Origin of the sequence: Streptomyces sp. NPDC005408 (genome assembly GCF_040606445.1) — a bacterium.
GTDB lineage: Bacteria > Actinomycetota > Actinomycetes > Streptomycetales > Streptomycetaceae > Streptomyces.
This window is the reverse complement of sequence record NZ_JBEXEX010000026.1, coordinates 49,607-72,611: the sequence shown is the minus strand read 5'-3', so window position 1 is coordinate 72,611 and position 23,005 is coordinate 49,607. Positions and strand designations below refer to the sequence as shown.

At 69.5% G+C, this 23,005-nt stretch carries 21 protein-coding genes; 16 read left to right on the top strand and 5 right to left on the bottom strand.

The window, feature by feature from the left end:
• Nucleotides 1–120 precede the first annotated feature (120 nt).
• The 5 genes from ABZS64_RS23600 to ccsB all read left to right on the top strand — a co-directional run bounded on the left by ABZS64_RS23600 (nucleotide 121) and on the right by ccsB (nucleotide 5,578).
• Complete coding sequence (locus ABZS64_RS23600; RefSeq protein ID WP_355833036.1) at nucleotides 121–1,365, top strand: hypothetical protein; 1,245 nt, start codon at nucleotides 121–123, stop codon at nucleotides 1,363–1,365.
• Between the two features lie 68 nt (nucleotides 1,366–1,433).
• Nucleotides 1,434–2,039: a TlpA disulfide reductase family protein gene (locus ABZS64_RS23595; protein ID WP_355832949.1), complete on the top strand. Its 606-nt coding sequence runs from the start codon at nucleotides 1,434–1,436 to the stop codon at nucleotides 2,037–2,039.
• 29 nt (nucleotides 2,040–2,068) lie between these two features.
• A complete protein-coding gene (locus ABZS64_RS23590; protein WP_355833033.1) occupies nucleotides 2,069–2,806 on the top strand; it encodes a cytochrome c biogenesis protein CcdA in 738 nt (245 codons plus the stop codon).
• A 4-nt stretch (nucleotides 2,807–2,810) separates the two neighbouring features.
• Nucleotides 2,811–4,499, top strand: a complete 1,689-nt coding sequence (locus ABZS64_RS23585) for a cytochrome c biogenesis protein ResB (RefSeq protein ID WP_355832947.1) — start codon at nucleotides 2,811–2,813, stop codon at nucleotides 4,497–4,499.
• On the top strand, nucleotides 4,496–5,578 hold the full coding sequence (gene ccsB, locus ABZS64_RS23580; protein ID WP_355832944.1) for a c-type cytochrome biogenesis protein CcsB: 1,083 nt from the start codon (nucleotides 4,496–4,498) through the stop codon (nucleotides 5,576–5,578). The genes ABZS64_RS23585 and ccsB overlap by 4 nt, the downstream gene beginning before the upstream one ends.
• Nucleotides 5,579–5,618: 40 nt before the next feature.
• Here the strand turns inward: ccsB and ABZS64_RS23575 are convergent, their stop codons facing one another.
• Complete coding sequence (locus ABZS64_RS23575) at nucleotides 5,619–6,548, bottom strand: 2-oxoglutarate and iron-dependent oxygenase domain-containing protein (protein WP_355832941.1); 930 nt, start codon at nucleotides 6,546–6,548, stop codon at nucleotides 5,619–5,621.
• A complete protein-coding gene (locus ABZS64_RS23570) occupies nucleotides 6,541–6,990 on the bottom strand; it encodes a nucleoside deaminase (protein WP_355832939.1) in 450 nt (149 codons plus the stop codon). Before ABZS64_RS23570 ends, ABZS64_RS23575 begins: the two co-directional genes overlap by 8 nt.
• Nucleotides 6,991–7,098: 108 nt before the next feature.
• Between ABZS64_RS23570 and ABZS64_RS23565 the strand changes: the two genes are divergently transcribed.
• Entirely contained in the window at nucleotides 7,099–8,055 is a 957-nt protein-coding gene (locus ABZS64_RS23565; RefSeq protein WP_355832936.1) for a DMT family transporter, read from the top strand.
• On the opposite strand, the gene ABZS64_RS23560 is transcribed toward ABZS64_RS23565, so the two are convergent.
• Nucleotides 7,997–8,905 (bottom strand): LysR family transcriptional regulator, encoded by a 909-nt coding sequence (locus ABZS64_RS23560; protein WP_355832933.1) that lies wholly within the window; start codon nucleotides 8,903–8,905, stop codon nucleotides 7,997–7,999. The genes ABZS64_RS23565 and ABZS64_RS23560 overlap by 59 nt on opposite strands.
• Before the next feature lies 1 nt (nucleotide 8,906).
• Nucleotides 8,907–9,302, bottom strand: coding sequence for a PLD nuclease N-terminal domain-containing protein (locus tag ABZS64_RS23555; protein WP_355832930.1), 396 nt, complete (start codon nucleotides 9,300–9,302; stop codon nucleotides 8,907–8,909).
• Between the two features lie 169 nt (nucleotides 9,303–9,471).
• On the opposite strand from ABZS64_RS23555, the gene ABZS64_RS23550 reads away from it, so the two are divergent.
• The 8 genes from ABZS64_RS23550 to ABZS64_RS23515 all read left to right on the top strand — a co-directional run bounded on the left by ABZS64_RS23550 (nucleotide 9,472) and on the right by ABZS64_RS23515 (nucleotide 16,226).
• The gene (locus ABZS64_RS23550) at nucleotides 9,472–10,923 is read left to right on the top strand and encodes a menaquinone biosynthesis decarboxylase (protein WP_355832927.1); all 1,452 of its coding nucleotides are present in this window, start codon (nucleotides 9,472–9,474) and stop codon (nucleotides 10,921–10,923) included.
• Nucleotides 10,920–11,822, top strand: a complete 903-nt coding sequence (gene mqnP, locus ABZS64_RS23545; RefSeq protein WP_355832924.1) for a menaquinone biosynthesis prenyltransferase MqnP — start codon at nucleotides 10,920–10,922, stop codon at nucleotides 11,820–11,822. Before ABZS64_RS23550 ends, mqnP begins: the two co-directional genes overlap by 4 nt.
• 21 nt (nucleotides 11,823–11,843) lie before the next feature.
• Nucleotides 11,844–12,509: a UbiX family flavin prenyltransferase gene (locus ABZS64_RS23540; RefSeq protein ID WP_355832921.1), complete on the top strand. Its 666-nt coding sequence runs from the start codon at nucleotides 11,844–11,846 to the stop codon at nucleotides 12,507–12,509.
• Between the two features lie 105 nt (nucleotides 12,510–12,614).
• Entirely contained in the window at nucleotides 12,615–13,070 is a 456-nt protein-coding gene (locus tag ABZS64_RS23535) for an Lrp/AsnC family transcriptional regulator (protein WP_355832918.1), read from the top strand.
• 94 nt (nucleotides 13,071–13,164) lie between these two features.
• A complete protein-coding gene (gene mqnE, locus ABZS64_RS23530) occupies nucleotides 13,165–14,343 on the top strand; it encodes an aminofutalosine synthase MqnE (protein WP_355832915.1) in 1,179 nt (392 codons plus the stop codon).
• Nucleotides 14,344–14,563: 220 nt separating this feature from the next.
• Complete coding sequence (locus ABZS64_RS23525) at nucleotides 14,564–15,088, top strand: GNAT family N-acetyltransferase (RefSeq protein WP_355832911.1); 525 nt, start codon at nucleotides 14,564–14,566, stop codon at nucleotides 15,086–15,088.
• Between the two features lie 62 nt (nucleotides 15,089–15,150).
• A complete protein-coding gene (locus ABZS64_RS23520; RefSeq protein WP_355832909.1) occupies nucleotides 15,151–15,444 on the top strand; it encodes a DUF4229 domain-containing protein in 294 nt (97 codons plus the stop codon).
• Between the two features lie 131 nt (nucleotides 15,445–15,575).
• A complete protein-coding gene (locus tag ABZS64_RS23515; RefSeq protein ID WP_355832906.1) occupies nucleotides 15,576–16,226 on the top strand; it encodes a TetR/AcrR family transcriptional regulator in 651 nt (216 codons plus the stop codon).
• A gap of 12 nt (nucleotides 16,227–16,238) precedes the next feature.
• Here the strand turns inward: ABZS64_RS23515 and ABZS64_RS23510 are convergent, their stop codons facing one another.
• Nucleotides 16,239–17,051, bottom strand: coding sequence for a MaoC/PaaZ C-terminal domain-containing protein (locus ABZS64_RS23510; RefSeq protein WP_355832904.1), 813 nt, complete (start codon nucleotides 17,049–17,051; stop codon nucleotides 16,239–16,241).
• A gap of 434 nt (nucleotides 17,052–17,485) precedes the next feature.
• Between ABZS64_RS23510 and ABZS64_RS23505 the strand changes: the two genes are divergently transcribed.
• Nucleotides 17,486–21,535 (top strand): Pls/PosA family non-ribosomal peptide synthetase, encoded by a 4,050-nt coding sequence (locus tag ABZS64_RS23505; RefSeq protein WP_355832901.1) that lies wholly within the window; start codon nucleotides 17,486–17,488, stop codon nucleotides 21,533–21,535.
• Nucleotides 21,536–21,603: 68 nt separating this feature from the next.
• Nucleotides 21,604–22,911: a M1 family metallopeptidase gene (locus ABZS64_RS23500; protein WP_355832899.1), complete on the top strand. Its 1,308-nt coding sequence runs from the start codon at nucleotides 21,604–21,606 to the stop codon at nucleotides 22,909–22,911.
• Nucleotides 22,912–23,005 lie beyond the last annotated feature (94 nt).

Here is a 23,005-nt window from a genome sequence, read left to right as displayed (position 1 = left end):
GCGCAGTTCCTCACGAAAATAAGTGCGAGTCCCCGGAACCTCACTCTCCGGAAGTCCATCTAGACCATTGCCGGTTTGGATGTGCTCTCTCCGACCGGGAGAGCGTGGATGGGGGACGACATGCGCGACATCAGTCGAAGGGGCTTGCTCGGGGCGGGACTTGGAGCCGCAGCCGCGGTCGGGATCGCGGGCTGCGGCTCCTTGGGTTCGGGCAAAGGTGGGCATACCGGACCCGGCGCGGGCGGCAGCGACTCGGGCGGTAAGCCCTCCCCCTCCAAGAGTGAGGGCCGTCTCATCGGGGACGGCTCCACGTCCGACACCGGCAAGCAGCCGCACCAGCCGCCCAAGCCCGTCCGGCTCGAACCGGGCCAGACGCCACCGCAATTCGTGATCTTTTCCTGGGACGGTGCGGGCGAGGTCGGCAACGGCCTCTTCCCGCGCTTCCTCGAACTCGCGAAGAATCACGACGCGGCAATGACCTTCTTCCTCTCCGGTCTCTATCTGCTCCCCGAGTCCAAGAAGACGCTCTACCGTCCGCCGAACAACGGCACAGGCGCGTCCGACATCGGCTATCTCACCGACGGTCACATCAAGGAGACGCTGAAGTACGTACGCCAGGCATGGCTCGACGGCCATGAGATAGGCACGCACTTCAACGGGCATTTCTGCGGCGGTTCCGGATCGGTCGGAAACTGGTCGCCCGCCGACTGGCAGAACGAGATAGACCAGGCTGTGAAGTTCGTCACCGAGTGGCGTACGAACACCGGCTGGACGGACATCGATCCGCTGCCCTTCGACTACCGCAAGGAACTCGTCGGCGCCCGCACTCCCTGTCTGCTCGGCCAGGACAAGCTGCTGCCCACCGCGAAGAAGCTCGGCTGGCGCTACGACGCGAGCTCGCCCGGCGGCCGCCAGATGTGGCCCGAGAAGCGCCACGGCCTGTGGGATCTGCCGCTCCAGCAGATTCCGTTCCCCGGGCACTCCTTCGAGGTGCTCTCGATGGACTACAACATCCTCGCCAATCAGTCGCAGAATTCGACCAAGGGCATGCCCGAGCGGTATCCCGGCTGGAAGAAGCAGGCCGCCGAGGCGTACCTCGCCGGATTCAACCGGGCCTACGAGAGCAATCGCGCGCCGTTCTACATAGGCAACCACTTCGAGCAGTGGAACGGCGGCATCTACATGGACGCCGTCGAGGAGGCATTCAAGGGCATGGCCGGCAAGAAGGACGTACGGCTGGTCTCCTTCCGGCAGTTCTGCGACTGGCTCGACGTCCAGGACCCGCAGGTGCTCGCCAAGCTTCGTACGCTCGAGGTCGGTCAGTCCCCGGCCGGCGGCTGGAACACTTTCCTTAAGGCAGCTTGACAAGGGGCTTTACGGGCACCCAGGGGGGCGCGGAATGATCCCCGCAACGGCCATGCGAAACTTTTCACATGAGCCTTAGCCGTGCCCCTCGCGCCGCCCTGCTGACCGCCGTGGTCGCCGTCGGCGCGCTCACCCTGTCGGCCTGCAGCGGTGACTCCAACGGCAAGTCCGGCGGTGGCGGCGACACCAACTTCGTCACTGGCACCGGCGGCATCTCCACCGTCGCGAAGGGCAAGCGCACCACGCCCCGCAAGCTCTCCGGCGAGACCCTCGACGGCAAGCAGCTCGACGTCGCCGACCTCAAGGGCAAGGTCGTCGTGATGAACGTCTGGGGCTCCTGGTGCGCCCCCTGCCGCGCCGAGGCACCGCATTTCGCCAAGGTCTCCAAGGAGAGCGAGGCGAAGGGAGTCGAGTTCGTCGGGATCAATACCCGTGACCCCAACAAGGGCCCGGCGATCGCCTTCGAGAAGGATTACGGGATCGGCTATCCGAGCCTGTACGACCCCATGGGCAAGCTGATCGTCAATGGCTTCCCGAAGGGCAGTCTCAATCCGCAGTCCATTCCCTCCACGATCGTGCTCGACCGTGAGGGAAAGATCGCGGCGCGCTCGCTCACGGCCCTCGACAGCGAGGAACTCCACAAGATCATCGATCCGCTGGTCGCGGAGAAGTGATCGTGCAGGTTCTCGCCGCCTCCACGGGCATGAACGAGACGGTCTTCAGCGGTGCGCTGATGCTGGCGCTGCCGATCGCTGTTCTTGGCGGACTCGTCTCCTTCTTCTCGCCCTGTGTGCTGCCGCTCGTACCCGGCTATCTCTCGTACGTCACCGGAGTCAGCGGCACCGACCTGGCCGAGGCCAAGCGAGGCCGGATGGTCGCGGGAGCCTCCCTCTTCGTCCTCGGCTTCACCGCCGTCTTCGTCTCCGGCGGCGCGCTCTTCGGCTACTTCGGCGCGACCCTCCAGGGCGAGAGGGAGACCCTCTCCAAGATCCTCGGCGTGCTGATGATCCTGCTGGGCGTGTTCTTCATGGGGCTGATGCCCTGGCTCACCCAGCGCGAATTCCGTATCCACAAGCGGCCGGTGACCGGACTCGTCGGCGCCCCGCTGCTGGGTGCGCTCTTCGGCGTCGGGTGGACGCCGTGCATCGGCCCGACGCTCGCGTCCGTGAACGCCCTCGCCGCCGAACAGGCGAGCGCGGGCCGGGGGGCCATACTGACGGTCGCGTACTGCATCGGCCTCGGGGTGCCCTTCGTCCTCGCGGCGGTGGCGTTCCGCAAGGCGCTCGGCGCGTTCGGCTGGGTCAAGCGCCATTACGCCTGGGTGATGCGGATCGGCGGCATCATGATGATCGCGACCGGTCTGCTGCTGCTGACCGGCGTCTGGGACACCCTGGTGCAGAGCATGCAGGGCTGGGCCAACGGCTTCACGGTGGGGATCTAGTTCCATGAGCAACACAGAGACCGACGAGCAGGCGGCGCAGAACGAGAGCAAGGACCTCGGCGCCGCCGGCGCGCAGCTCTCCACCGCCCCCCGCGAGGAGCTCGTCGGAGGGCCGTCCCTCTCGGTCATCGGCTGGGTCCGCTGGTTCTGGCGGCAGCTGACCTCGATGCGGGTCGCGCTGATCCTGCTCTTCCTGCTCTCGCTCGGCGCGATCCCCGGCTCGATCATCCCGCAGAACAGCGTGGACGAGCTGAAGGTGCAGACCTTCAAGGAAGCCCACAAGACGGTCTCGCCGGTCTACGAGAAGCTGCAGTTCTTCGACGTCTACAGCTCCGTGTGGTTCTCGGCGATCTACATCCTGCTGTTCGTCTCGCTCATCGGCTGCATCGTGCCGCGCTCCTGGCAGTTCGTCGGGCAGCTCCGCGGGCGGCCGCCGGGCGCGCCCGGGCGCCTGACGCGGCTGCCCGCGTACACCACCTGGCGCACCGAGGCCGAGCCCGAGCAGGTGCGCGAGGCCGCGCTCGCGATCCTGAAGAAGCGCCGCTTCCGTGCCCACACCGTCGGCGACGCGGTCGCCGCCGAGAAGGGCTATCTGCGCGAGGCCGGCAACCTGATCTTCCATGTCGCGCTGATCGTGATGCTGGTGGCCTTCGCCGCCGGGCAGCTGCTCAAGTCCGAGGGCGGCAAGCTGATCGTCGAGGGCGACGGCTTCTCCAACACGCTCACCCAGTACGACGACTTCAAGTCCGGCTCGCTGTTCAGCTCGGACGATCTGGCGCCGTTCACCTTCAAACTGAACAGCTTCACCGGTACGTACGCGAAGAGCGGTCCCGAGCGGGGCACCCCGCGCACCTATGAGGCCGGCGTCACGTACTCCAAGGGCGGCGGCCCGGACAAGAAGTCCGTGATCCGGGTCAACGAGCCCCTGGTGGTCGACGGCACCAAGGTCTATCTCAACGGGCACGGGTACGCGCCCGTCGTCACCGTCCGGGACGGCAGGGGCAAGGTCGTCTTCAACGGCGCCGTGCCGCTGCTGCCGATCGACAACAACGTCACGTCGACCGGCGCGATCAAGATCATGGACGGCTACCGCGACAAGAACGGCAAGAAGGAGCAGCTGGGCTTCCAGGCCTTCTTCGTGCCGACGTTCGGCGGCGCGGGCAAGGGCACGATGTTCTCGCAGTTCCCGGGGCTCGAGTTCCCGGTGATCGCGCTGACCGCCTACCACGGCAGCCTGGGTGTCAACGCCGGCCTGCCGCAGAACGTGTACCAGCTGGACACCGCCAAGCTGACCCAGTTCAAGGACTCAAGGGGCCAGATCCTCAAGGCGCGGCTGCTGCCCGGCGAGAAGATGACGCTCCCGGGCGGCGCGGGCTCCATCACCTTCGAGAAGGAAGTGAAGGAGTGGGCGACCTTCCAGATCTCGCGGCAGCCCGCCGCGGGCTGGGCGCTGACCGGTGCCATCGGCGCCATCGCGGGCCTCGTCGGCTCGCTGTTCATCCAGCGCCGCCGGGTCTGGGTCCGGGCCGTGGCCGGTGAGGACGGCGTCACCGTCGTCGAAATGGCGGGACTCGGCCGCAGCGAGTCCCCGAAGCTTCCCGAGGAACTGGGCGATCTGGCCCTGACCCTCAACGCCGAGGCGCCGACGGCGCCCGATCCCTCAGACGTACCTGCCGAAGGGGCTGAGAAGTGACTCTCGCCGCCGCAACCAACGAGAATCTCGCGCACATCAGCAATGTGCTGATCTATTCGTCGATGGCCGTCTACACGCTGGCCTTCTTCGCGCACATCGCGGAATGGGTCTTCGGCAGCCGCAGCAAGGTCGGCCGCACGGCCGCCGCGCTGACCGGCACCGCGTCCGCCGCGGCCCCCTCGGTCACGGTCCAGGTCAAGCAGGGCGGCGGCACCGCCGTACTGGACAAGCCGAAGGTCGTCACCCGCTCCGCTGCCGGCACCAGGGACGTCCCGGACGGCCCCGGCGCGGCGGGCGGCACTGAGAAGGGCGACCTGTACGGCCGGATCGCCGTCTCGCTCACGGTCCTTGCCTTCCTCATCGAGACGGGCGGCGTCGTCGCCCGCGCTATGTCGGTGCAGCGGGCCCCCTGGGGCAACATGTACGAGTTCTCCATCACCTTCTCCTCGGTGGCGGTCGGCGCGTACCTCGCCTTCCTGCTGGCCAAGAAGAACGTCCGCTGGATGGGCCTGCTGCTGGTCACCACGGTCCTGCTGGACCTCGGCATCGCCACCACCGTGCTCTACACCAACAGCGACCAGCTGGTCCCGGCCCTGCACTCGTACTGGCTGTGGATCCATGTCTCCACCGCCATCCTGTGCGGCGCGGTCTTCTACCTGGGCGCGGTCGGCACGCTGCTCTACCTGTTCCGCGACAGCTACGAGAACAAGCTCGCCCGCGGCGTGAAGCCCGGCTCCTTCGCCACCTCGGTCCTGGAACGCCTGCCCGCGGCCGCCTCGCTCGACAAGTTCTCCTACCGCGTCAACGCGGCGGTCTTCCCGCTGTGGACCTTCACGATCATCGCGGGCGCGATCTGGGCGGGCGACGCCTGGGGCCGCTACTGGGGCTGGGACCCCAAGGAGGTCTGGTCCTTCATCACGTGGGTCGCGTACGCCTGTTACCTGCACGCACGCGCCACGGCGGGCTGGAAGGGCCGCAAGGCGGCCACCCTGGCGCTGATCGCCTTCGGCTGCTGGCTCTTCAACTACTACGGCGTGAACATCTTCGTCACCGGCAAGCACTCATACGCCGGAGTCTGAGGCGGTGGCCCCCCGTCACGGGGGCCGCCGTCGGAGTACGTCAGCCGGCCGTGATCGCGTCGAGCTGGGCCCGCAGATAGGTGTGCGAGTCGATGCCCCGTACGTCCGTGCCCGGGTCGCACTCGTAGAAGTAGACCAGCGAGATCAGCTCCTCCGCGGGCGCGTCCGCCGGTGGTGGCAGTACCCGGTGGCGGCCCGAGCGCCAGCGGTCGTCCGTCCAGCGGGCCATCAGATCGCCGATGTTGATGGTGAAGGCCTCGGGGTCGTACGGCGCGTCCTCCCAGCCGCCCTCGTCGGTGAAGACCTGGAGCCCGCCCTTGCCCGCCTGGCGGTCCAGGACCGTGACCGTGCCGAAGTCGGTGTGCGGGCCGATGCGGAACTGGCCCGGCTGCGGGTCTCCGAGCCGGTCGCGGCCCGGGTACCAGTTGATGTTGAAGCCCCATGTGGGGTGCCCGGTGTGCCGGGTGAAGAAGGTCTCGGGCTCGCCGAGCGCCACGCCGAGGAGTTCAAGGAGCCGGTCCGAAAGCTCCCGCATCTGCGCGAGATACGTCTCGACCAGGGCCTTGAGCCGCGGCACCTGGTCCGGCCAGGTGTTGGGCAGAAACCACTCGGCGTCGACGGCACGGTCCCCGGTCGCCTCGTCCGCGGCGAAGGACAGCGACTCCTTCAGATCCGGGGGGCTCTCGGTGCCCTCCGCATAGGCGTTGGCCTCCGCGCCCGGGCCGAGCCAGCCGCGGCCGCCGACCCGCACGGCGTACGGCTCCTTCGCAGCCTGAGGCAGCCGGAAGAACTCTCCCGCCACCTCCCGGATCTCGCCGCGCAGCCCAGGGTCGACTCCATGGCCGGTGACCAGGAGGAATCCGGCGCTGCGGAGAGCCTGGTCGACGGTCGCCGAGACGGCGGCGCGGGCGGCCGGGTCCCCGGAGGACCAGGGGCGCAGATCGATGGTGGGAATCCTGGGTTCAGTCACCGATGTCCTCGCTCCACAGTTCTGGACGGTCCTTGATGAAGTCCTCCATCAGGGTCCTGCACTCGGCGTCGTCCAACAGCACGATCTCCACGCCGTGTTCGGCCAGCCAGTCGTGCCCGCCGTGGAAGGTGGCCGCCTCACCGATCACCACCCGGGAGATCCCGAACTGCCGGACCAGACCGCTGCAGTACCAGCACGGCGACAGGGTCGTCACCATCGTCGTGCCCCGGTACGAGCGCTGCCGTCCGGCCGCCCGGAAGGCCGCCGTCTCCGCGTGCATCGACGGATCGGCGTCCTGCACCCGCCGGTTGTGACCGCGCCCCAGCAGCGTCCCGTCCGCGCCGTACAGCGCAGCCCCGATCGGGATCCCGCCCTCGGCAAGGCCCGTCCGGGCCTCCTCGACGGCGGTCGACAGCCAGGCCCCGTACTTCGCGTTCTCCATGACGCCCACCATCCGAACGTACGTCATCGGCCGCGCCGATCGGCCCATCGGCAGGACGCCCCACTGGCTCGTGGACCGGCTCGCGCCCCCGCTCGTAGCGTCAGGGCCATGAACACAGAGAGCAAGGGCACACTCCAGCTGACCGCCGCCATGGTCCTGTCCGGCACCCTCGGAATCTTCGTCGTCGAGTCGGGCGCATCGGCATTCAACGTCGTCTTCTTCCGCGTCCTCTTCGGCGCTCTTGCCCTGGGCGGCTACGCGCTGGCCCGCGGCTACTTCCGCGATCACGGCTTCACCCCGAAGAAGCTGGGACTGGCCGCGCTCGGCGGCCTGTTCATCGTCTTCAACTGGGTGTTCCTCTTCGAGTCGTACGAGAACACGTCGATCTCAGTCGCGACCGTCGTCTACCACACGCAGCCGTTCTACGTGGTGCTGCTGGGCGCCCTGCTCTTCCGTGAACGCCTCACCGCGGCGAAGGTGGGCTGGATCGCGCTCGCGTTCGCCGGGCTGATCCTCGTCTCCGGCGTGACGCCGGGCGACTTCACGGGCGGTAACAGCAGCTATCTGCTCGGCATCGGCCAGGCGCTCGCCGCCGCGCTCCTCTACGGCCTGTCGACGCTCGTCACCAAGCGCGTCACGGGCGTACGCCCGCACCTGGTCGCACTCGTCCAGGTGCTGGTCGGCATCCCGCTGCTGCTGCCCCTCGCCGACTTCGGCGCCATGAGCGGGACCGGCGCGGACTGGGGATGGCTGGTCGGCCTCGGTCTGATCCACACCGGCCTGATGTACGTCCTGATGTACGCCGCGTACCAGAAGCTGCCCACCGCGAAGATCGCCGTGCTCGCCTTCACCTACCCGGCCGTCGCGATGGTCGCCGACTGGGCGGTGTACGGGCACCACATCGGACTCGTCCAGGCGCTCGGTGTCCCGCTGATCGTGCTCGCGAGCCTGAAGGTCAACCTCGCCAAGTCGCCCCGTACGGTGGCTGGTTCAGCTGCCGGCTCGGCTACGCGGACCGACTCGACGACTCCTGCTCCCGTACCAGCCGCATCGTCTCGTCGATGAACAGCCGCACATGGCGCGGCAGCCGCTTCCCCTCCCGCCACGCAACCTGCGTGTACAGCTGGAACGGCGGCTCCCACGGCAGCGCGAGGAGCGCCCCCGACGCCAGCTCCTCGCGCACTGCCATGCGCGGCAGGAGTGCGACCCCGAGGCCGCCGGCCACACCCCGCTTGGTCGCCTCGATCGTGCCGAACTCCATGAAGGGCGGGGGAGCGCCGTTGCGTTCGCGCAGCTCCTGCTCGAAGAGATCGCGGTACGGGCAGCCCGGCTCCGTACCCACCAGCTGGATGTCCGCGAGATCGACGGTCGCCAGCTTGGCAGCGTCTGCGAGCGCGTGGGTGGGCGCGCAGACCAGGACCAGCGGCTCGGCGGTGAGCACCTCGGTCTGCAGGCCCGTGTGCACGGTCTCCCGTTCCATCAGGAAGCCGACGTCGTACACCCCCTGGCGCAGCGCCTGGCGGGTCTCGTCCCCGAGCGTGGGCCGCAGCGACAGCTTCACGTGCGGATAGCGGTGGTGGAACAGCTCAAGCAGCGCGGGCAGCCGGTAGGAGGTGAGCGACTCCATGGTGCCGACGTTGATCGTCCCGGCGGGCTCGTCGGCTCCGGAGACGGCGGCCCTGGCCTCTTCGGACAGTTCGATGATGCGGCGGGCGTACGGCAGCAGCCGCTCGCCCGCCTCGGTGAGCCGGATCCGGCTGCCGAGCCGGTCGAACAGCTCCGTGCCGAGCGAGGTCTCCAGCGAGCGGATCTGGCTGGTGACGCTGGACTGGGCGTACTTCAGCTCGGCCGCCGCCTGAGTGAAGCTGAGGACGGTCGCGACCTTCTCGAAGGTCACCAGCAGACGCAGTTCCATGTCAGGGCTGCTTGGGATCGTCGCCGTTCTCGCGGCGCTTGAGCTCTTCCTCGCGGCGGCGCAGATCCGCCTCCCAGTCCTTGAGGAGCCCCTCGTCCTTTTTGTTCTCGTCCTTGAGGGACTTCAGGAACTCGGGGTTGTCGTCGGGCGCGACAAACTCGGTGCGGTGGTTGCGGTGCCATTCCGACGGGGTGCTGCCGTCGGCGGAGACCCGGCGCTCCCTGCCCGCGACGAGCCACGCGATCGGGCCGATCAGGACCTCGCCGAAGAGCAGCACGATGATGACCCAGACCACCTTGGGGAGGTGCTTGACCTCCTGCTCGGGGGTGTTGAGGCAGTCGATGAAGGCGTAGATCCACAGCGCCAGGACCAGCAGGAAGGGCAGATACCGGAGCATGGTGGTGCGTTCCCCCCGGGAAGCGGTGGCGGAGCTGCGTGCGGCCCCGGTTACGGGTCCAGGGTAGTGCGTAACGGCTGCGCTATCCCGGGGGACCACCCCCGGACCCCCGGCAGAGTGGGGCGGGCCGCGCGCGGGATCATCGGAGGCCTCAGCGATACTTGACGGCATGGCTTACGACGATCTTCGCTCCCTGCTCCGGGCGCTGGAGCGCGAGGGAGACCTCAAGCGCATCAAGGCCGAGGTCGATCCGTATCTGGAGGTCGGGGAGATCGTCGACCGCGTGAACAAGGCGGGCGGCCCGGCGCTGCTCTTCGAGAACGTCCGCGGGTCGGCGATGCCGCTCGCGATGAACGTCTTCGGCACGGACCGCCGGCTGCTCAAGGCCCTCGGCCTGAAGTCCTACTCCGAGATCAGCGACAAGATCGGCGGGCTGCTCAAGCCGGAGCTGCCGCACGGTTTCGTCGGGGTGCGCGAGGCCTTCGGGAAGCTCGGCACGATGGTGCACGTACCGCCGAAGAAGGTGAAGAACGCGCCGGTGCAGGAGGTCGTCCTGCGCGGCGAAGACGTCGATCTGGACCAGCTGCCCGCGCTGTTCACCTGGCCGGAGGACGGCGGCTCCTTCTTCAATCTGGGTCTTACGCACACCAAGCATCCGGAAACGGGCGTGCGGAACCTCGGTCTGTACCGCCTCCAGCGCCACGACCGGAACACCATCGGCATGCACTGGCAGATCCACAAGGACAGCCGCAACCACTACGCGGTGGCCGCCGAGAGGGGCGAGCGACTGCCGGTCGCGATCGCCTTCGGCTGCCCGCCCGCGGTGACGTACGCATCGACCGCGCCGCTGCCCGGTGACATCGACGAGTACCTCCTCGCGGGCTTCGTGGCGGGCAAGCGGATCGAGATGGTCGACTGCAAGACGGTGCCGCTCCAGGTCCCGGCGAACGCCGAAGTCGTCCTGGAGGGCTGGCTGGAGCCGGGCGAGACGCTCCCGGAGGGCCCCTTCGGCGACCACACCGGCTTCTACACGCCGCAGGAGCCGTTCCCCGCGCTGACCATCGACTGCGTGACCATGCGCAAGCGGCCGCTGCTCCAGTCGATCGTGGTGGGCCGCCCGCCGACCGAGGACGGCCCGCTCGGCCGGGCCACGGAGCGTTTCTTCCTGCCGCTGCTCAAGATCATCGTGCCGGACATCGTGGACTACCACCTGCCCGAGTCGGGCGGCTTCCACAACTGTGCGATCGTCTCGATCGACAAGAAGTACCCCAAGCACGCGCAGAAGGTCATGCACGCGATCTGGGGGGCGCACATGATGTCCCTGACGAAGCTGATCGTCGTCGTCGACGCGGACTGCGACGTGCACGATCTGCACGAGGTCTCCTGGCGCGCGCTCGGCAACACCGACTACGCCCGCGACCTCACCGTCGTCGAGGGTCCCGTCGACCATCTCGACCACGCCTCCTACCAGCAGTTCTGGGGCGGCAAGGCGGGCATCGACGCGACGAAGAAGCTCCCCGAGGAGGGGTACGTCCGGGACGGCGGCTGGCCGAACATGGTCGAGTCGGACCCGGAGACGGCGGCGAAGGTCGACCGCCGGTGGAAGGAGTACGGCCTGTGAGCAGCGCTGCCGCAGCAGTCCCGCAACCCGGCAGGACCAAGTCGTTTCTGCGGCTCGTCATGATCGAGCACTCGGTCTTCGCGCTGCCCTTCGCGTACATCGCCTCGCTGACCGCGATGTTCCAGCTCGACAAGAACATCCACTGGGGGCGGCTGCTGCTGGTCACCCTCGCCATGGTCGGGCTGCGGACCTTCGCGATGGCCTGCAACCGGATCATCGACCGCGAGATCGACGCCCGCAATCCGCGCACCGAGAACCGTGAACTGGTCACCGGCGCGGTCTCGGTGAGGTCCGCGTGGACCGGCGCGCTGATCGCCGTCGTCATCTTTCTGGGTGCCGCGGCCGCGCTGAATCCGCTGTGCCTCGCGCTCGCGCCGATCGCCGTGATCCCGATGGTGGTCTATCCGTACGGCAAGCGGTTCACGAACTTCCCGCACGCGATCCTCGGCCTCGCCCAGGCCATGGGCCCGGTCGGCGCGTGGATCGCGATCACGGGCCAGTGGTCCTGGGAGGCGGTGATCCTCGGCCTCGCCGTCGGCGTCTGGATCGGCGGCTTCGACCTGATCTTCGGCTCCCAGGACGTCGAGGCCGACCGCGCCCACGGCGTGATGTCGGTCCCGGCCCGCTTCGGTATCCCCGCGGCGCTCTACGGAGCCCGCGCCTGCCATGTCGTGACGACTGTCCTGCTGATCTGGTACGCGCTGGCCACGGACGCGGGCGGCTTCTTCTGGACCGGCCTGGTGATCGTCACCGCCGCGTTCCTCTACGAGCACACGATCGTGAAGCCGCACGACCTGTCCCGCCTCAACCGCGCCTTCTTCAACGTCAACGGGTTCATCGGGATCGCCCTGTTCGGGTGTGCGCTGCTCGATCTGCTGGTGCGCGGCCTGACCGTGTGACCGGCGGATAGGCTCAGCAGCATGAACGACGCCAAGCGCACCCCGTGGGTGGTGGGCGTCTCCGGCGCGTCCGGGACGCCGTACGCCGCCGCCGTGCTGCGCGGGCTGCTCGCCGCCGGCGAGAGCGTGGACCTGGTGGTCAGCCGCGCCTCGCGGCTGACGCTGCTCGACGAGACGGGGATCGCGTTCCGCGACGCGCACTGGCGCGACGATCTGCGTGAGTGGCTGGCGCGCGGCGCCGACGGAAAGCCGGACACCTTCCGGGTGGACGTGGACGACGTACGGCACTGGGCGGCAGGGGATCTGGCCGCCGGGCCCTCGTCCGGTTCGTATCCCGTCAAGGGGATGCTCATCGTCCCGGCGTCCACGGCGTGCGTGGCCGGGGTCGCGCTCGGGCTCTCGAAGGATCTGCTGCAGCGTGCCGCGAGCGTGACGCTCAAGGAGCGCCGGAAGCTGGTGGTCGCGGTGCGCGAGACCCCGCTGAACGGGCAGACCCTCAGGCATCTGGTGACACTGGACGAGGCGGGCGCCATGGTGCTCCCCGCGTCCCCGGCGTTCTACGCGGGTGCGACGCACATCCAGGACCTGGTGGACTTCGTGGCGGGGCGGGTGCTGGACGCGGCGGGGGTGCCGCATCGGCTGTACCGCCGGTGGGAGGGAGAGCTGGGTGGCCCTCGTACGGACTAGCCTGGATTCCTGCATTTTGCTTAATTCGTAGGAATTTCACCCTGCATACCTTAGATTCTAATGGTAAACTTGCGGGATCGCTGAATAATGGAAGGGTCCAGGCATATGGACGCGGTGGACAGGCAGCTCATCCAGGCCCTCAGGGAGAACGGCAGAGCCTCGTACGCAGAGCTCGGCCGGCTCGTCGGGCTCTCCGGGCCCTCCGTCACCGATCGCATCAACCGCCTCGAGGCGGCAGGTGTCATCACCGGCTATCGAGCCACCGTCGACGCCAGGTCGCTCGGCCTCGGCGTCACGGCACTGATCGGCCTCTCGCTCTCCGACGCGGCCGACCACGAGGATGTGGCGCGGCGGCTCAAGGACCTGGCCGAGATCGAGGACCTCTGGTTCATCGCGGGCGACGACTCGTACATGCTCAAGGTGCGGGCCAACGACGTGGACGGTCTGGAGAAGACGATCCGCCGGCTGTCCGGCACGAGGGGTGTGTCGCGTACGCGTACGACGATCGTGCTCTCCACGAAGTGGGAGAACCGGGTCGGAGATCTGCCCGAAGAGGGCTGATGCGGAGCGTCAATGGGGGTCCCCCCGCCTGAAAAGTGCGGGGGAGTACGGTTGGTGAAGCCTGTTTTGCCGAGACATTGGGAGGCGGCCGCATATGACTGCATCTTTTCAAGATGTAGGTCTCAAGCGCGAGCTGGAGGAGAAGGTCCGGGCCGGGGAGCGGCTGACCCGCGAGGACGGTATCGCCCTCTACGAGTCGGACGACCTGGCGTGGCTCGGCGGCCTCGCGCACGAGGTGCGGACGCGCAAGAACGGTGACGTCGTCCACTTCAACGTCAACCGCCACCTCAACATGACCAATGTGTGCACCGCGTCGTGCGCGTACTGCTCGTTCCAGCGCAAGCCGGGCGAGAAGGACGCGTACACCATGCGCATCGAGGAGGCCGTCCGCCTCGCCAAGGCGATGGAGAACGAGAACCTCACCGAGCTGCACATCGTCAACGGGCTCCACCCCAACCTGCCGTGGCGTTACTACCCGCGGTCGCTCAGCGAGCTGAAGAAGGCCCTGCCGAACGTCTCGCTGAAGGCGTTCACCGCGACGGAGATCCACCACTTCGAGACGATCTCGGGCCTCTCGGCATCCGAGATCCTCGACGAGCTGATCGAGGCCGGTCTGGAGTCGCTGACCGGCGGCGGCGCGGAGATCTTCGACTGGGAGGTCCGGCAGCACATCGTCGACCACCGCACCCACTGGGAGGACTGGTCGCGCATCCACCGGCTCGCGCACGAGAAGGGTCTCAAGACCCCGTGCACGATGCTGTACGGCCACATCGAAGAGCCCCGGCACCGTGTCGACCACGTCCTGCGCCTGCGTGAACTCCAGGACGAGACCGGCGGCTTCCAGGTCTTCATCCCGCTGCGCTACCAGCACGACTTCGTGGACATGCAGGACGGCAAGGTCCGCAACCGGCTGCAGGCGCGGACGACGATGGCGACGGGGGCCGAGGCGCTGAAGACCTTCGCGGTCTCGCGGCTGCTGTTCGACAACGTCCAGCACGTCAAGGTCTTCTGGGTGATGCACGGTGTGCAGACGGCGCAGCTGGCGCTGCAGCACGGCGCGGACGACATGGACGGCTCGGTCGTCGAGTACAAGATCACGCACGACGCGGACAACTACGGCACGCCGAACAAGCTGGGCCGTGAGGATCTCCTGGACCTGATCCGCGACGCGGGCTTCCGCCCGGTGGAGCGGAACACGCGCTACGAGATCATCCGCGAGTACCCGGGCCCGGACGCGGCCCGCCGCGAGTCGCCGCAGCCGATGCGGGTCTGACCCGGGTGGGGCTGCGCCCCCACGCCCCCGTCGCCGACGCCGGGGTCCGCCGCAGACGGGAGCCCGTGCCGGGTCCCGCGGCTGCGGCGCGAGCCGACGCCTTGTGGCGGCGCGGCAACGTGCCCCGCAGAAAGCCCCGTCGCGCCTCCCGTGCGGCGGGGCTTTCTCGCGTTCTGGACACCGGTTGAAGCCCTCCAGGCGTAATGGCTAGCATCACCGAATGGCCCTTACGTTCCAGCTGGATCCGCCGATCGACCGCGACCTCCGCGACGGCATCGTCGCGCTCTGGGTCGACGTGTCCAACGCCGGTGGGTCCGTCGGCTTCGTACCGCCCGTCAGCGCCGACGCCGTCCGGCCCGAGCTGGTGAAGCACCTGGCCGCGATGGCCGAAGGGCGCACCCGGCTGCTCGTCGGGTACGACGAGGAGGGCGCCGTCACGGCCACCGCCTTCCTCACGTACAACACGCACCGGCTGATGCGGCACTGGGTCTGGCTCTACACGGTCATGGTCCACCCCAAGCACCAGGGCAAGGGCTACGGCCGCGATCTCATGGCCGCAGCCGAAGACGCCGGCCGGGGCTTCGAGGGCATCGAAGCGATACGGCTCACCTGCCGCGGCGGCACCGGCGTGGACCGGTTCTACGCCGCCTGCGGCTACAAGGAGGTCGGGCGCGTGCCCGGTGCGATCCGGGTCGCCGAGGGCGACGACCGCGATGACATCACGATGCTGCTCCCGCTGAATTGATCCCAAAGGGGACGTGCTTCACTGGACGGGCATGACCTGTCGTACGAAGAGAGAAGGCCCCCGTGTCCGCGAAGTCGACCGCCGCGATCCGGTACACCACCCTGCGCCTGGCCATCTTCATCGGCTGCTTCGTCCTCGTCGGCGGCCTGGTCCAGGTGGGCGCGCTGCCCAAGGGACTCGGTGACTCGAACTTCGTCTGGGTCGTGCTGCTCGCGCTCGTGCTCTCCGCGCCACTGAGCTTCGTCCTGCTGCGCAAGCAGCGCGACGCGATGTCCGAGCAGATCGTCCACAAGGTCGAGGGGGCCAAGGCCCGCCTCGAGGCGAACCGTTCGCAGGAGGACGGCGCCGTCCAGTAGCCCGCGGTCGGCCGGCGCAAGCTCGGCTCGAAGGAGCTCGTGGACGCCTGACCCCGATGCCCGCACAACTGTCTCCCCGTGGGTCGTAGTCTTACCGCGGAGTAAGTGTGTGGGGCGGGAAGGTGTCTGACATGGGTGCTGTGAAAGGCGCGAAGAGCAAACGCATGCCGCGTGCCGTGCGCGAGCGGCAGATGATGGACGCGGCCGTGCAGACCTTCGGGCAGCGGGGCTACCGCGCGGCCTCGATGGATGAGATCGCGGAGCTCGCCGGGGTCTCCAAGCCGCTGGTCTATCTGTATCTGAACTCCAAGGAAGAGCTCTTCACTGCGTGCATCAGGCGTGAGGCGGAGGCGCTGATCGCCGCCGTGCAGGTGGCCGTCGAGCCGGGGCTCGCGGCGGACCGGCAGCTGTGGGCGGGGCTCGCGGCGTTCTTCACGCACACCGCGGAGAATCCGGACGGCTGGGCGGTGCTGCACCGTCAGGCGCGTACGCACGGGGAGCCGTTCGCCGCCGAGGTGGTCGTGATGCGGGACGCGATCGTGGCGGTGGTGACCGGGCTCATCGGGGCCGCAGCGCGCGAGGCGCACCGGGATCACGAGCTCGCGGACCGGGATGTGGCGGGGCTCGCGCAGGCGCTGGTGGGGGCCGCCGAGTCGCTCGCGGGGTGGGCGAACGAGTCGGGGGACGTCTCGGCTAAGGAAGCGGCCGGGACGCTGATGAACTTCGCGTGGATGGGGCTGGGGAATCTGATGAGCGGGGATCGCTGGTCGCCCTCCCGCTGAATCGTGTGGCGTTCAGGGCCGCGCCGTGCGTCCTGCGAGGTGGATCCGTTCGCTGCTGCGGAGCTGGAAGGCATCACCATCCGCCGCGTACGTCACGGTGCCGGGCAGCAGGACGGGTGCCTTGAAGTCGGCTCGTACGAAGGTCACTTGAGACATGTCCGCTTCGGCCAGGCAGCGGGCGAAGGTCCACATGCCGTGGGCGATCGCGCGCGGGAAGCCGAAGAGCCGCGCGGTGAGCGGACAGAGATGGATGGGGTTGCGGTCGCCGGAGGCCGCGCCGTAGCGGCGTCCCAGATCAGCCGGGAGCCGCCATTCGGCGATCGCGGGCAGCGGCAGCTCGGGTCCGGCATCGCGGGGGCTGTCGTACGAGGTGCGGTGCCGGGCCAGATAGCCGCTGCGTGACTCCCATACGAGCTCGCCGTCCAGCCGGGCCTGCGTCACGACCGTGACCTCAGTGCCGCGCCGGTGCGGTATCAACTCTTCGGCGTACACGGTTAGTTCAGGCGTGTCTTCGGGGTGCAGGGCGTGATGGCCGGTGACCTCGATACGGGTGTGGACGAGCCCGAGGAGCGGCAGCGGGAAGTTCCGGTCGGCCATCAGCCGCATCGCGAGCGGGAAGCCGAGGATGTGCGGATACGGGAGCGGCAGCGGCCCGGTCGCGGGGAAGCCGCAGATCCGTGCGTACGCGGCGAGGCGGGCGGGATCGATCCGTACATTCCGCTCTACCAGCCGGGTCGTGGGCAGCGGGGCCCGGGCGTGGATGTTCCGCTTCAGGGGCGAAGTCAGGGCGCCCCGCGCCAGAACAGTCAGAGAGCGGTCGGCCATTGTCCTGAACTCCTGACTCTCTGATGAATTTACTCCGGAGTAAGGTTACTTGTGGGTCAGGAGTTGGTCGAGAGCCGCGCAGGCCATCTCTCACGGTGAACAACGGGTGACAGACGAGTGCCCTTCGCCACAGTCGCGTGTCTGTGGGCGCTCCGGATACCCGTCGGTAGAGCGGTGGTCGCGACCCTCCCGAGCAGGGGCTATGCCGCTTGGGCCATGACCGGTCCCGTCGGCGGGTGCCGGTCGCCTCTCCTACGTACAACAGGCGAGTCGGGTGAACGGTGGATAAACTCCTCGTTTGCCGTGCGCGGAATGGGGATTCGCAGCGCACTCGACACGACCTACGGAGAGTGAGAGATGCGTACGAGCCCGCGTGACATCCACCGGATCGAACCCGCACCAAGCGACCTGTCGGCCGACGATCGGTGCGCTGTATGACTATGGCCCCGGAGTCTCCGGCTCTCCTCGATCCGCTGCTTGACGATGCGCCCGCGACCGCGCTGTTCACCGCCGGCGCCGCCGCGTCCGAGCGCACCCTCCTCGACATTCTCGACGAGAGCGCACGCCGTCACCCGGACGCACTCGCCGTCGACGACGGCGAAGCGCCCCTCAGCTACCGCGCGCTGATCGACGAGGTCGAGAAGCTGCGACTGCGGCTCGCCGACACCGGAACAGGCATCGGCGACCGCGTCGGGATACGCGTGCCGTCCGGCACGGCCGACCTGTACGTCTCGATCCTCGCCGTGCTCGCCGCAGGCGCCGCGTATGTCCCGGTCGACGCCGAGGACCCCGACGAGCGCGCCGAACTGGTCTTCACCGAGGCGGCCGTGAGCGCCGTGATCGGCGCGGGGCGTGAGATCACGCCGCGCGGTGCGTGCGGCGGCGACACCGGCCGCCGTCCCGGGCCCGACGACGACGCGTGGATCATCTTCACCTCCGGCTCCACCGGCAAGCCCAAGGGCGTTGCCGTCACCCACCGCAACGCCGCCGCGTTCGTCGACGCCGAGGCCCGCATCTTCCTGGCCCAGGAGCCGCTCGCCCCCGGCGACCGGGTGCTCGCCGGGCTCTCCGTCGCCTTCGACGCCTCCTGCGAGGAGATGTGGCTCGCGTGGCGCCACGGCGCCTGCCTGGTGCCCGCCCCCCGCTCCCTCGTACGCACCGGCCTCGACCTCGGCCCCTGGCTGGTCGAGCAGCGCATCACCGTCGTGTCGACGGTGCCCACGCTCGCCGCGCTCTGGCCCGCCGAGGCACTCGACGACGTACGGCTGCTGATCTTCGGCGGCGAGGCCTGCCCGCCCGAGCTGGCGGAGCGCATGGCCGTCCCGGGCCGTGAGGTCTGGAACACCTACGGCCCGACCGAGGCCACCGTCGTCGCCTGCGCCGCGCCGCTGACCGGCGAAGGGCCGGTACGGATCGGGCTGCCGCTCGACGGCTGGGAGCTCGCCGTCGTGGACGCCCGCGGCGAGGTCGTGCCCATGGGCGAGACCGGAGAACTGGTCATCGGCGGCGTGGGCCTCGCGCGCTACCTGGACGCGGAGAAGGACGCCGAGAAGTACGCGCCCCTGCCCGCCCTCGGCTGGGACCGCGCGTACCGCAGCGGTGACCTGGTCAAGGCGGAGGAGGAGGGCCTGCTCTTCGTCGGCCGCGCGGACGAGCAGATCAAGCTCGGCGGCCGCCGTATCGAACTCGGCGAGATCGACGCCGCGTTGCAGTCGCTCCCCGGGGTTGCGGGCGCGGCGGCGGCGGTCCGCACGACGGGCGCGGGGCATCAACTGCTGGTGGGGTACGTGGTGCCGAGTGGGCCTGCGGCCGCTGTGGACGGTGGGGCTTCCGGCCCGGCTGACGACGCCGACGTACCCGACGCCGGGGCCGAGGCGGTCACCGGCTCCGGCCCGGCGGACGCCGACGGCTTGCGGCGCGACGGCGCCCGGCCCGACGTCGACAGCGTCTGCGACGCGTTGCGCCTCGACACCGTGCCCTTCGACTCCGCCGACGCCGTCGCGCGGCTGCGCACAGAGCTGCCCGCCGCGCTCGTGCCGCTCATCGCCGTCGTGGACACCCTCCCCACTCGTACCTCGGGCAAGGTCGACAGGGCCGCGCTGCCCTGGCCGTTGCCCGCCCTGGACACCGCGGACGCGGAGGCGGCCGAGCTCACCGAGACCGAGGCGTGGCTGGCCGAGCAGTGGACCGAACTGCTCGGGGCGCCCGTGACCGGGCCCGACGCCGACTTCTTCTCGAACGGTGGCGGCAGTCTGGCCGCCGCGCAGCTGGTGTCGCGGATTCGTGAGCGCTTCGCCGCCGGTTCGGTCGGCGACATCTACCAGAACCCGACCCTCGGCGCGCTCGCCCGGACGCTGGAGGCGTCCACGGCGGGCGGGACCGAGGCACGCGACGTACAGCCGGTGCCGCGGCGCACCGGAATCGCGCAGACACTGCTCATGCTGCCGTTGTTCGGTGTGGCCGGGCTGCGCTGGGGCGTGGTCGCGGCCGCGGTCGGCAATGTGATCGGCGCGCCCTGGGCGCCGACCGTGTCCTGGTGGTGGGTGGCGCTCGGCTGGCTGCTCTTCGTCAGCCCGGTCGGCCGGATCGTGATCGCCGCGGGCGGTGCACGACTGCTGTTGCGCGGCCTGCGCCCCGGCACGTATCCGCGCGGCGGCCGCGTACATCTGCGGCTGTGGACGGCCGAACGCCTCGCCGAGATGAGCGGCGCGACCAGCCTCGCCGGCGCCTGGCTCACGTACTACGCACGCGCGCTCGGCGTGCGGATCGGCGAGGACGTCGATCTGCATGCCCTGCCGCCGGTCACCGGCATGCTGCGGCTCGGCAAGGGCAGCGCGGTCGAGCCCGAGGTGGATCTGTCCGGGCACTGGCTCGACGGCGACCGGCTGCACATCGGCTCCGTACGCATCGGTGCGGGGGCCACGGTAGGCGCCCGCAGCACGCTCTTCCCCGGTGCGCGGGTCGGCAAGCGGGCCGAGATCGCGCCCGGTTCGGGTGTGACGGGCACGGTCCCGGCGGGCGAGCGCTGGTCGGGTGTGCCCGCGTCCCGCAAGGGCAAGGCCAACCGCCGTCTCCCCGACGGCCGTCCGCCGCGCAGGCGCCGCTGGATCGGGGTCTATTCGCTGACCTCGCTGCTTCTCGGGCTGCTGCCCGCGATCGCCGCGCTGCCCGGCCTGCTGGTCATCGGCCTGTTCGTGCGCGGCAGCACCGGCCTCGGTGAGGCGCTGACCGCGGCCCTGACCGCCGTGCCGCTCGCGACGGTCGTCGCCGTGGTCACGTACGCACTGATCGTCCTGGCCGGCGTGCGGCTGCTGAGCATCGGCCTGCGCGAGGGTTACCACCCCGTCCACGGCCGCGTCGCCTGGCAGGCGTGGGCGACCGAGCGGCTGATGGACATGGCCCGGGTACATCTCTTCCCGCTGTACGCGAGCCTGTTCACGCCCGTGTGGCTGCGGGCGCTGGGCATGAAAGTGGGCCGCAGGGTCGAGGTGTCCACCGTGCTGGCGCTGCCCGCGATGACGACGGTGGGTGACGGCGCGTTCCTCGCCGACGACACGATGGTCGCCTCGTACGAACTGGGCGGCGGCTGGCTGCGGATCGCCGAGGCGCGGATCGGCAAGAAGGCCTTCCTCGGCAACTCCGGGATGACGGCCGCGGGCCGTTCCGTGCCCAAGCGGGGCCTGGTCGGCGTGCTGTCTTCGACCCCGAAGCGCGCCAAGGCGGGCAGCTCCTGGCTCGGCATGCCGCCGATGAAGCTGCCGCGGGCGGCCGAAGAGGGCGACCAGAGCCGTACCTTCGACCCGCCGAAGCGGCTGGTGTGGGCGCGCGCGGCCGTCGAGGTCTGCCGGATCGTGCCGGTCATGTGCGGCGTGGCGCTCGCCGTGCTCGCGCTCGCGGCCTTCGCGCTGCTGGCCTCCCGCATCGGTGTGGGCCTCGCTGTGCTCTCCACCGGCGGGCTGCTGCTCGTCGGCGGCCTGGCGGCCTGCCTGGTCGCGATCGCGGCGAAGTGGCTGCTGGTAGGCCGTTTCAAGACGGTCGAGCACCCGCTGTGGTCGTCGTTCGTGTGGCGCAACGAGCTCGCGGACACCTTTGTCGAGGTGCTCGCCGTGCCGTGGCTGGTCGGCGCGACCGGCGGCACGCCGCTGATGAATTGGTGGCTGCGTCTCCTCGGCGCCCGCATAGGCCGCGGCGCCTGGTGCGAGACGTACTGGCTGCCGGAGGCCGATCTTGTCACCGTCGGCGGCGGCGCCAGTGTGAATCGTGGCTGTGTTGTTCAGACGCACCTCTTCCATGACCGGATCATGCGTATGGACAATGTCGTTCTCGGATCCGGCGCGACGCTGGGCCCGCACGGCATCGCGCTGCCCGGCTCGGTCGTCGGCGACCGCGCCGCGGTCGGTCCGGCGTCGCTGGTGATGCGTGGGGAGAGGGTGCCCGCGGGCACCCGCTGGCTGGGCAATCCGATCGCGGCCTGGAAGCCGTAGTTCAGACTCGGGCACACGCACAGGCACAGGCACACGCACGACAGCAAGAAACGCGAGGGCGCACGACGGTGAGGGATTCGTACCTGCCGCAGCACGGTGACAGCGGCTACCGCACCACGGAGTACGACCTGGAGCTGGACTACCGCCCGCACACCGGCCGGCTCTCCGGCCGGGCCAGGATCAGCGCCGTCGCCGAGCGGGATCTGGCCGAAGTCGCCCTGGACCTCGGCCAGTTCCGCATCAACCGCGTCCTCGTCGACGGCGGCCGCCCGGCCCGGTACACCCACCGCACCGACAAGCTGCGCGTACGGCCCGCCAAGCCGCTGCGCGCGGGGGCCGCCTTCACCGTCGAGGTGCGCTACACCGGCGTCCCCCATCCCGTCCGCACCCGGGACTGGGGGGACCTCGGCTGGGAACAGCTGGAGGACGGCGCGCTGGTGGCCTCCCAGCCGAGCGGCGCCCGCTCCTGGTTCCCGTGCAACGACCGCCCGGGCGACAAGGCCGTCTACCGGATCGCGGTGACCGCCCCTTCGCCGTACACCGTCGTCGCCAACGGGACGCTCACCTCCCGTACGATCAGCGCCTCCACGACGACTTGGGTGTACGAGCAGCCCGCGCCGATGGCGACGTATCTCGCGACCGTCCAGATCGGGCCGTACGAACTGGTCGACGTGGCACACGCGGGACGCGTGCCCCAGCCCGCCGCCGTGCCGCGCGAGCTGCTCGGCCGCTTCGAACACGACTTCGCGCGGCAGCCGCAGATGATGACCGCCTTCACGGATCTCTTCGGCCCGTACCCCTTCGACGACTACGCCGTCGTGGTCGTGGACGAGGAACTGGACGTGCCCGTCGAGGCGCAGGGTCTTTCGATCTTCGGATCCAACCACGTCGACGGGCGGCGCGGCAGCGAGCGCCTGATCGCACACGAACTGGCCCACCAGTGGTTCGGCAACAGCCTGACCGTGGCCGACTGGCGGCACATCTGGCTCAACGAGGGCTTCGCGAAGTACGCCGAGTGGTTGTGGTCCGAGGTGTCGGGCGGGCCCTCGGCCGCGGCCCTCGCGGCCAAGTCCCGGGCCAAGCTGGCCCTGATGCGGCAAGACATCAAGATCGGCGACCCCGGCTTGCGGCGGCTGTTCGACGACCGGCTCTACGAGCGGGGCGGGCTGACGATGCATGCGCTGCGGACGGTGATCGGGCATGCCGCGTTTGTGGCGGTGATGCGGGAGTGGACGACGGCGCACCGGCATGGGGTGGTGACGACGGAGGAGTTCATCGCGCTTGCGCAGCGGTATTCCGAGCATCCGCTGGACGGGCTGTTCAGGATGTGGCTGTACGACGAGAAACTTCCGGCGTTGCCGCAGGCGCGGCGCTGACGGGTTGCGCCTGTGGTGCGGGTCGCCTGCGGCGGGCTTCACCCCACCCCACCCCGCCCCTTCCCGAACTGGGGCTCCGCCCCAGACCCCGCGC

Bases quoted from the DNA above. Each gene is read 5' to 3' on its own strand.
- ABZS64_RS23550 (WP_355832927.1), top strand. From the start codon at position 9,472: ATGGCTTACGACGATCTTCGCTCCCTGCTCCGGGCGCTGGAGCGCGAG.
- ABZS64_RS23590 (WP_355833033.1), top strand. From the start codon at position 2,069: ATGAACGAGACGGTCTTCAGCGGTGCGCTGATGCTGGCGCTGCCGATC.
- ABZS64_RS23560 (WP_355832933.1), bottom strand. From the start codon at position 8,905: ATGGAACTGCGTCTGCTGGTGACCTTCGAGAAGGTCGCGACCGTCCTC.
- ABZS64_RS23600 (WP_355833036.1), top strand. From the start codon at position 121: ATGCGCGACATCAGTCGAAGGGGCTTGCTCGGGGCGGGACTTGGAGCC.
- ABZS64_RS23555 (WP_355832930.1), bottom strand. From the start codon at position 9,302: ATGCTCCGGTATCTGCCCTTCCTGCTGGTCCTGGCGCTGTGGATCTAC.
- ABZS64_RS23565 (WP_355832936.1), top strand. From the start codon at position 7,099: ATGAACACAGAGAGCAAGGGCACACTCCAGCTGACCGCCGCCATGGTC.
- ABZS64_RS23525 (WP_355832911.1), top strand. From the start codon at position 14,564: ATGGCCCTTACGTTCCAGCTGGATCCGCCGATCGACCGCGACCTCCGC.
- ABZS64_RS23585 (WP_355832947.1), top strand. From the start codon at position 2,811: ATGAGCAACACAGAGACCGACGAGCAGGCGGCGCAGAACGAGAGCAAG.
- ABZS64_RS23595 (WP_355832949.1), top strand. From the start codon at position 1,434: ATGAGCCTTAGCCGTGCCCCTCGCGCCGCCCTGCTGACCGCCGTGGTC.
- ABZS64_RS23570 (WP_355832939.1), bottom strand. From the start codon at position 6,990: ATGGAGAACGCGAAGTACGGGGCCTGGCTGTCGACCGCCGTCGAGGAG.
- ABZS64_RS23535 (WP_355832918.1), top strand. From the start codon at position 12,615: ATGGACGCGGTGGACAGGCAGCTCATCCAGGCCCTCAGGGAGAACGGC.
- ABZS64_RS23510 (WP_355832904.1), bottom strand. From the start codon at position 17,051: ATGGCCGACCGCTCTCTGACTGTTCTGGCGCGGGGCGCCCTGACTTCG.
- ABZS64_RS23515 (WP_355832906.1), top strand. From the start codon at position 15,576: ATGGGTGCTGTGAAAGGCGCGAAGAGCAAACGCATGCCGCGTGCCGTG.
- ABZS64_RS23540 (WP_355832921.1), top strand. From the start codon at position 11,844: ATGAACGACGCCAAGCGCACCCCGTGGGTGGTGGGCGTCTCCGGCGCG.
- ABZS64_RS23505 (WP_355832901.1), top strand. From the start codon at position 17,486: ATGACTATGGCCCCGGAGTCTCCGGCTCTCCTCGATCCGCTGCTTGAC.
- mqnE (WP_355832915.1), top strand. From the start codon at position 13,165: ATGACTGCATCTTTTCAAGATGTAGGTCTCAAGCGCGAGCTGGAGGAG.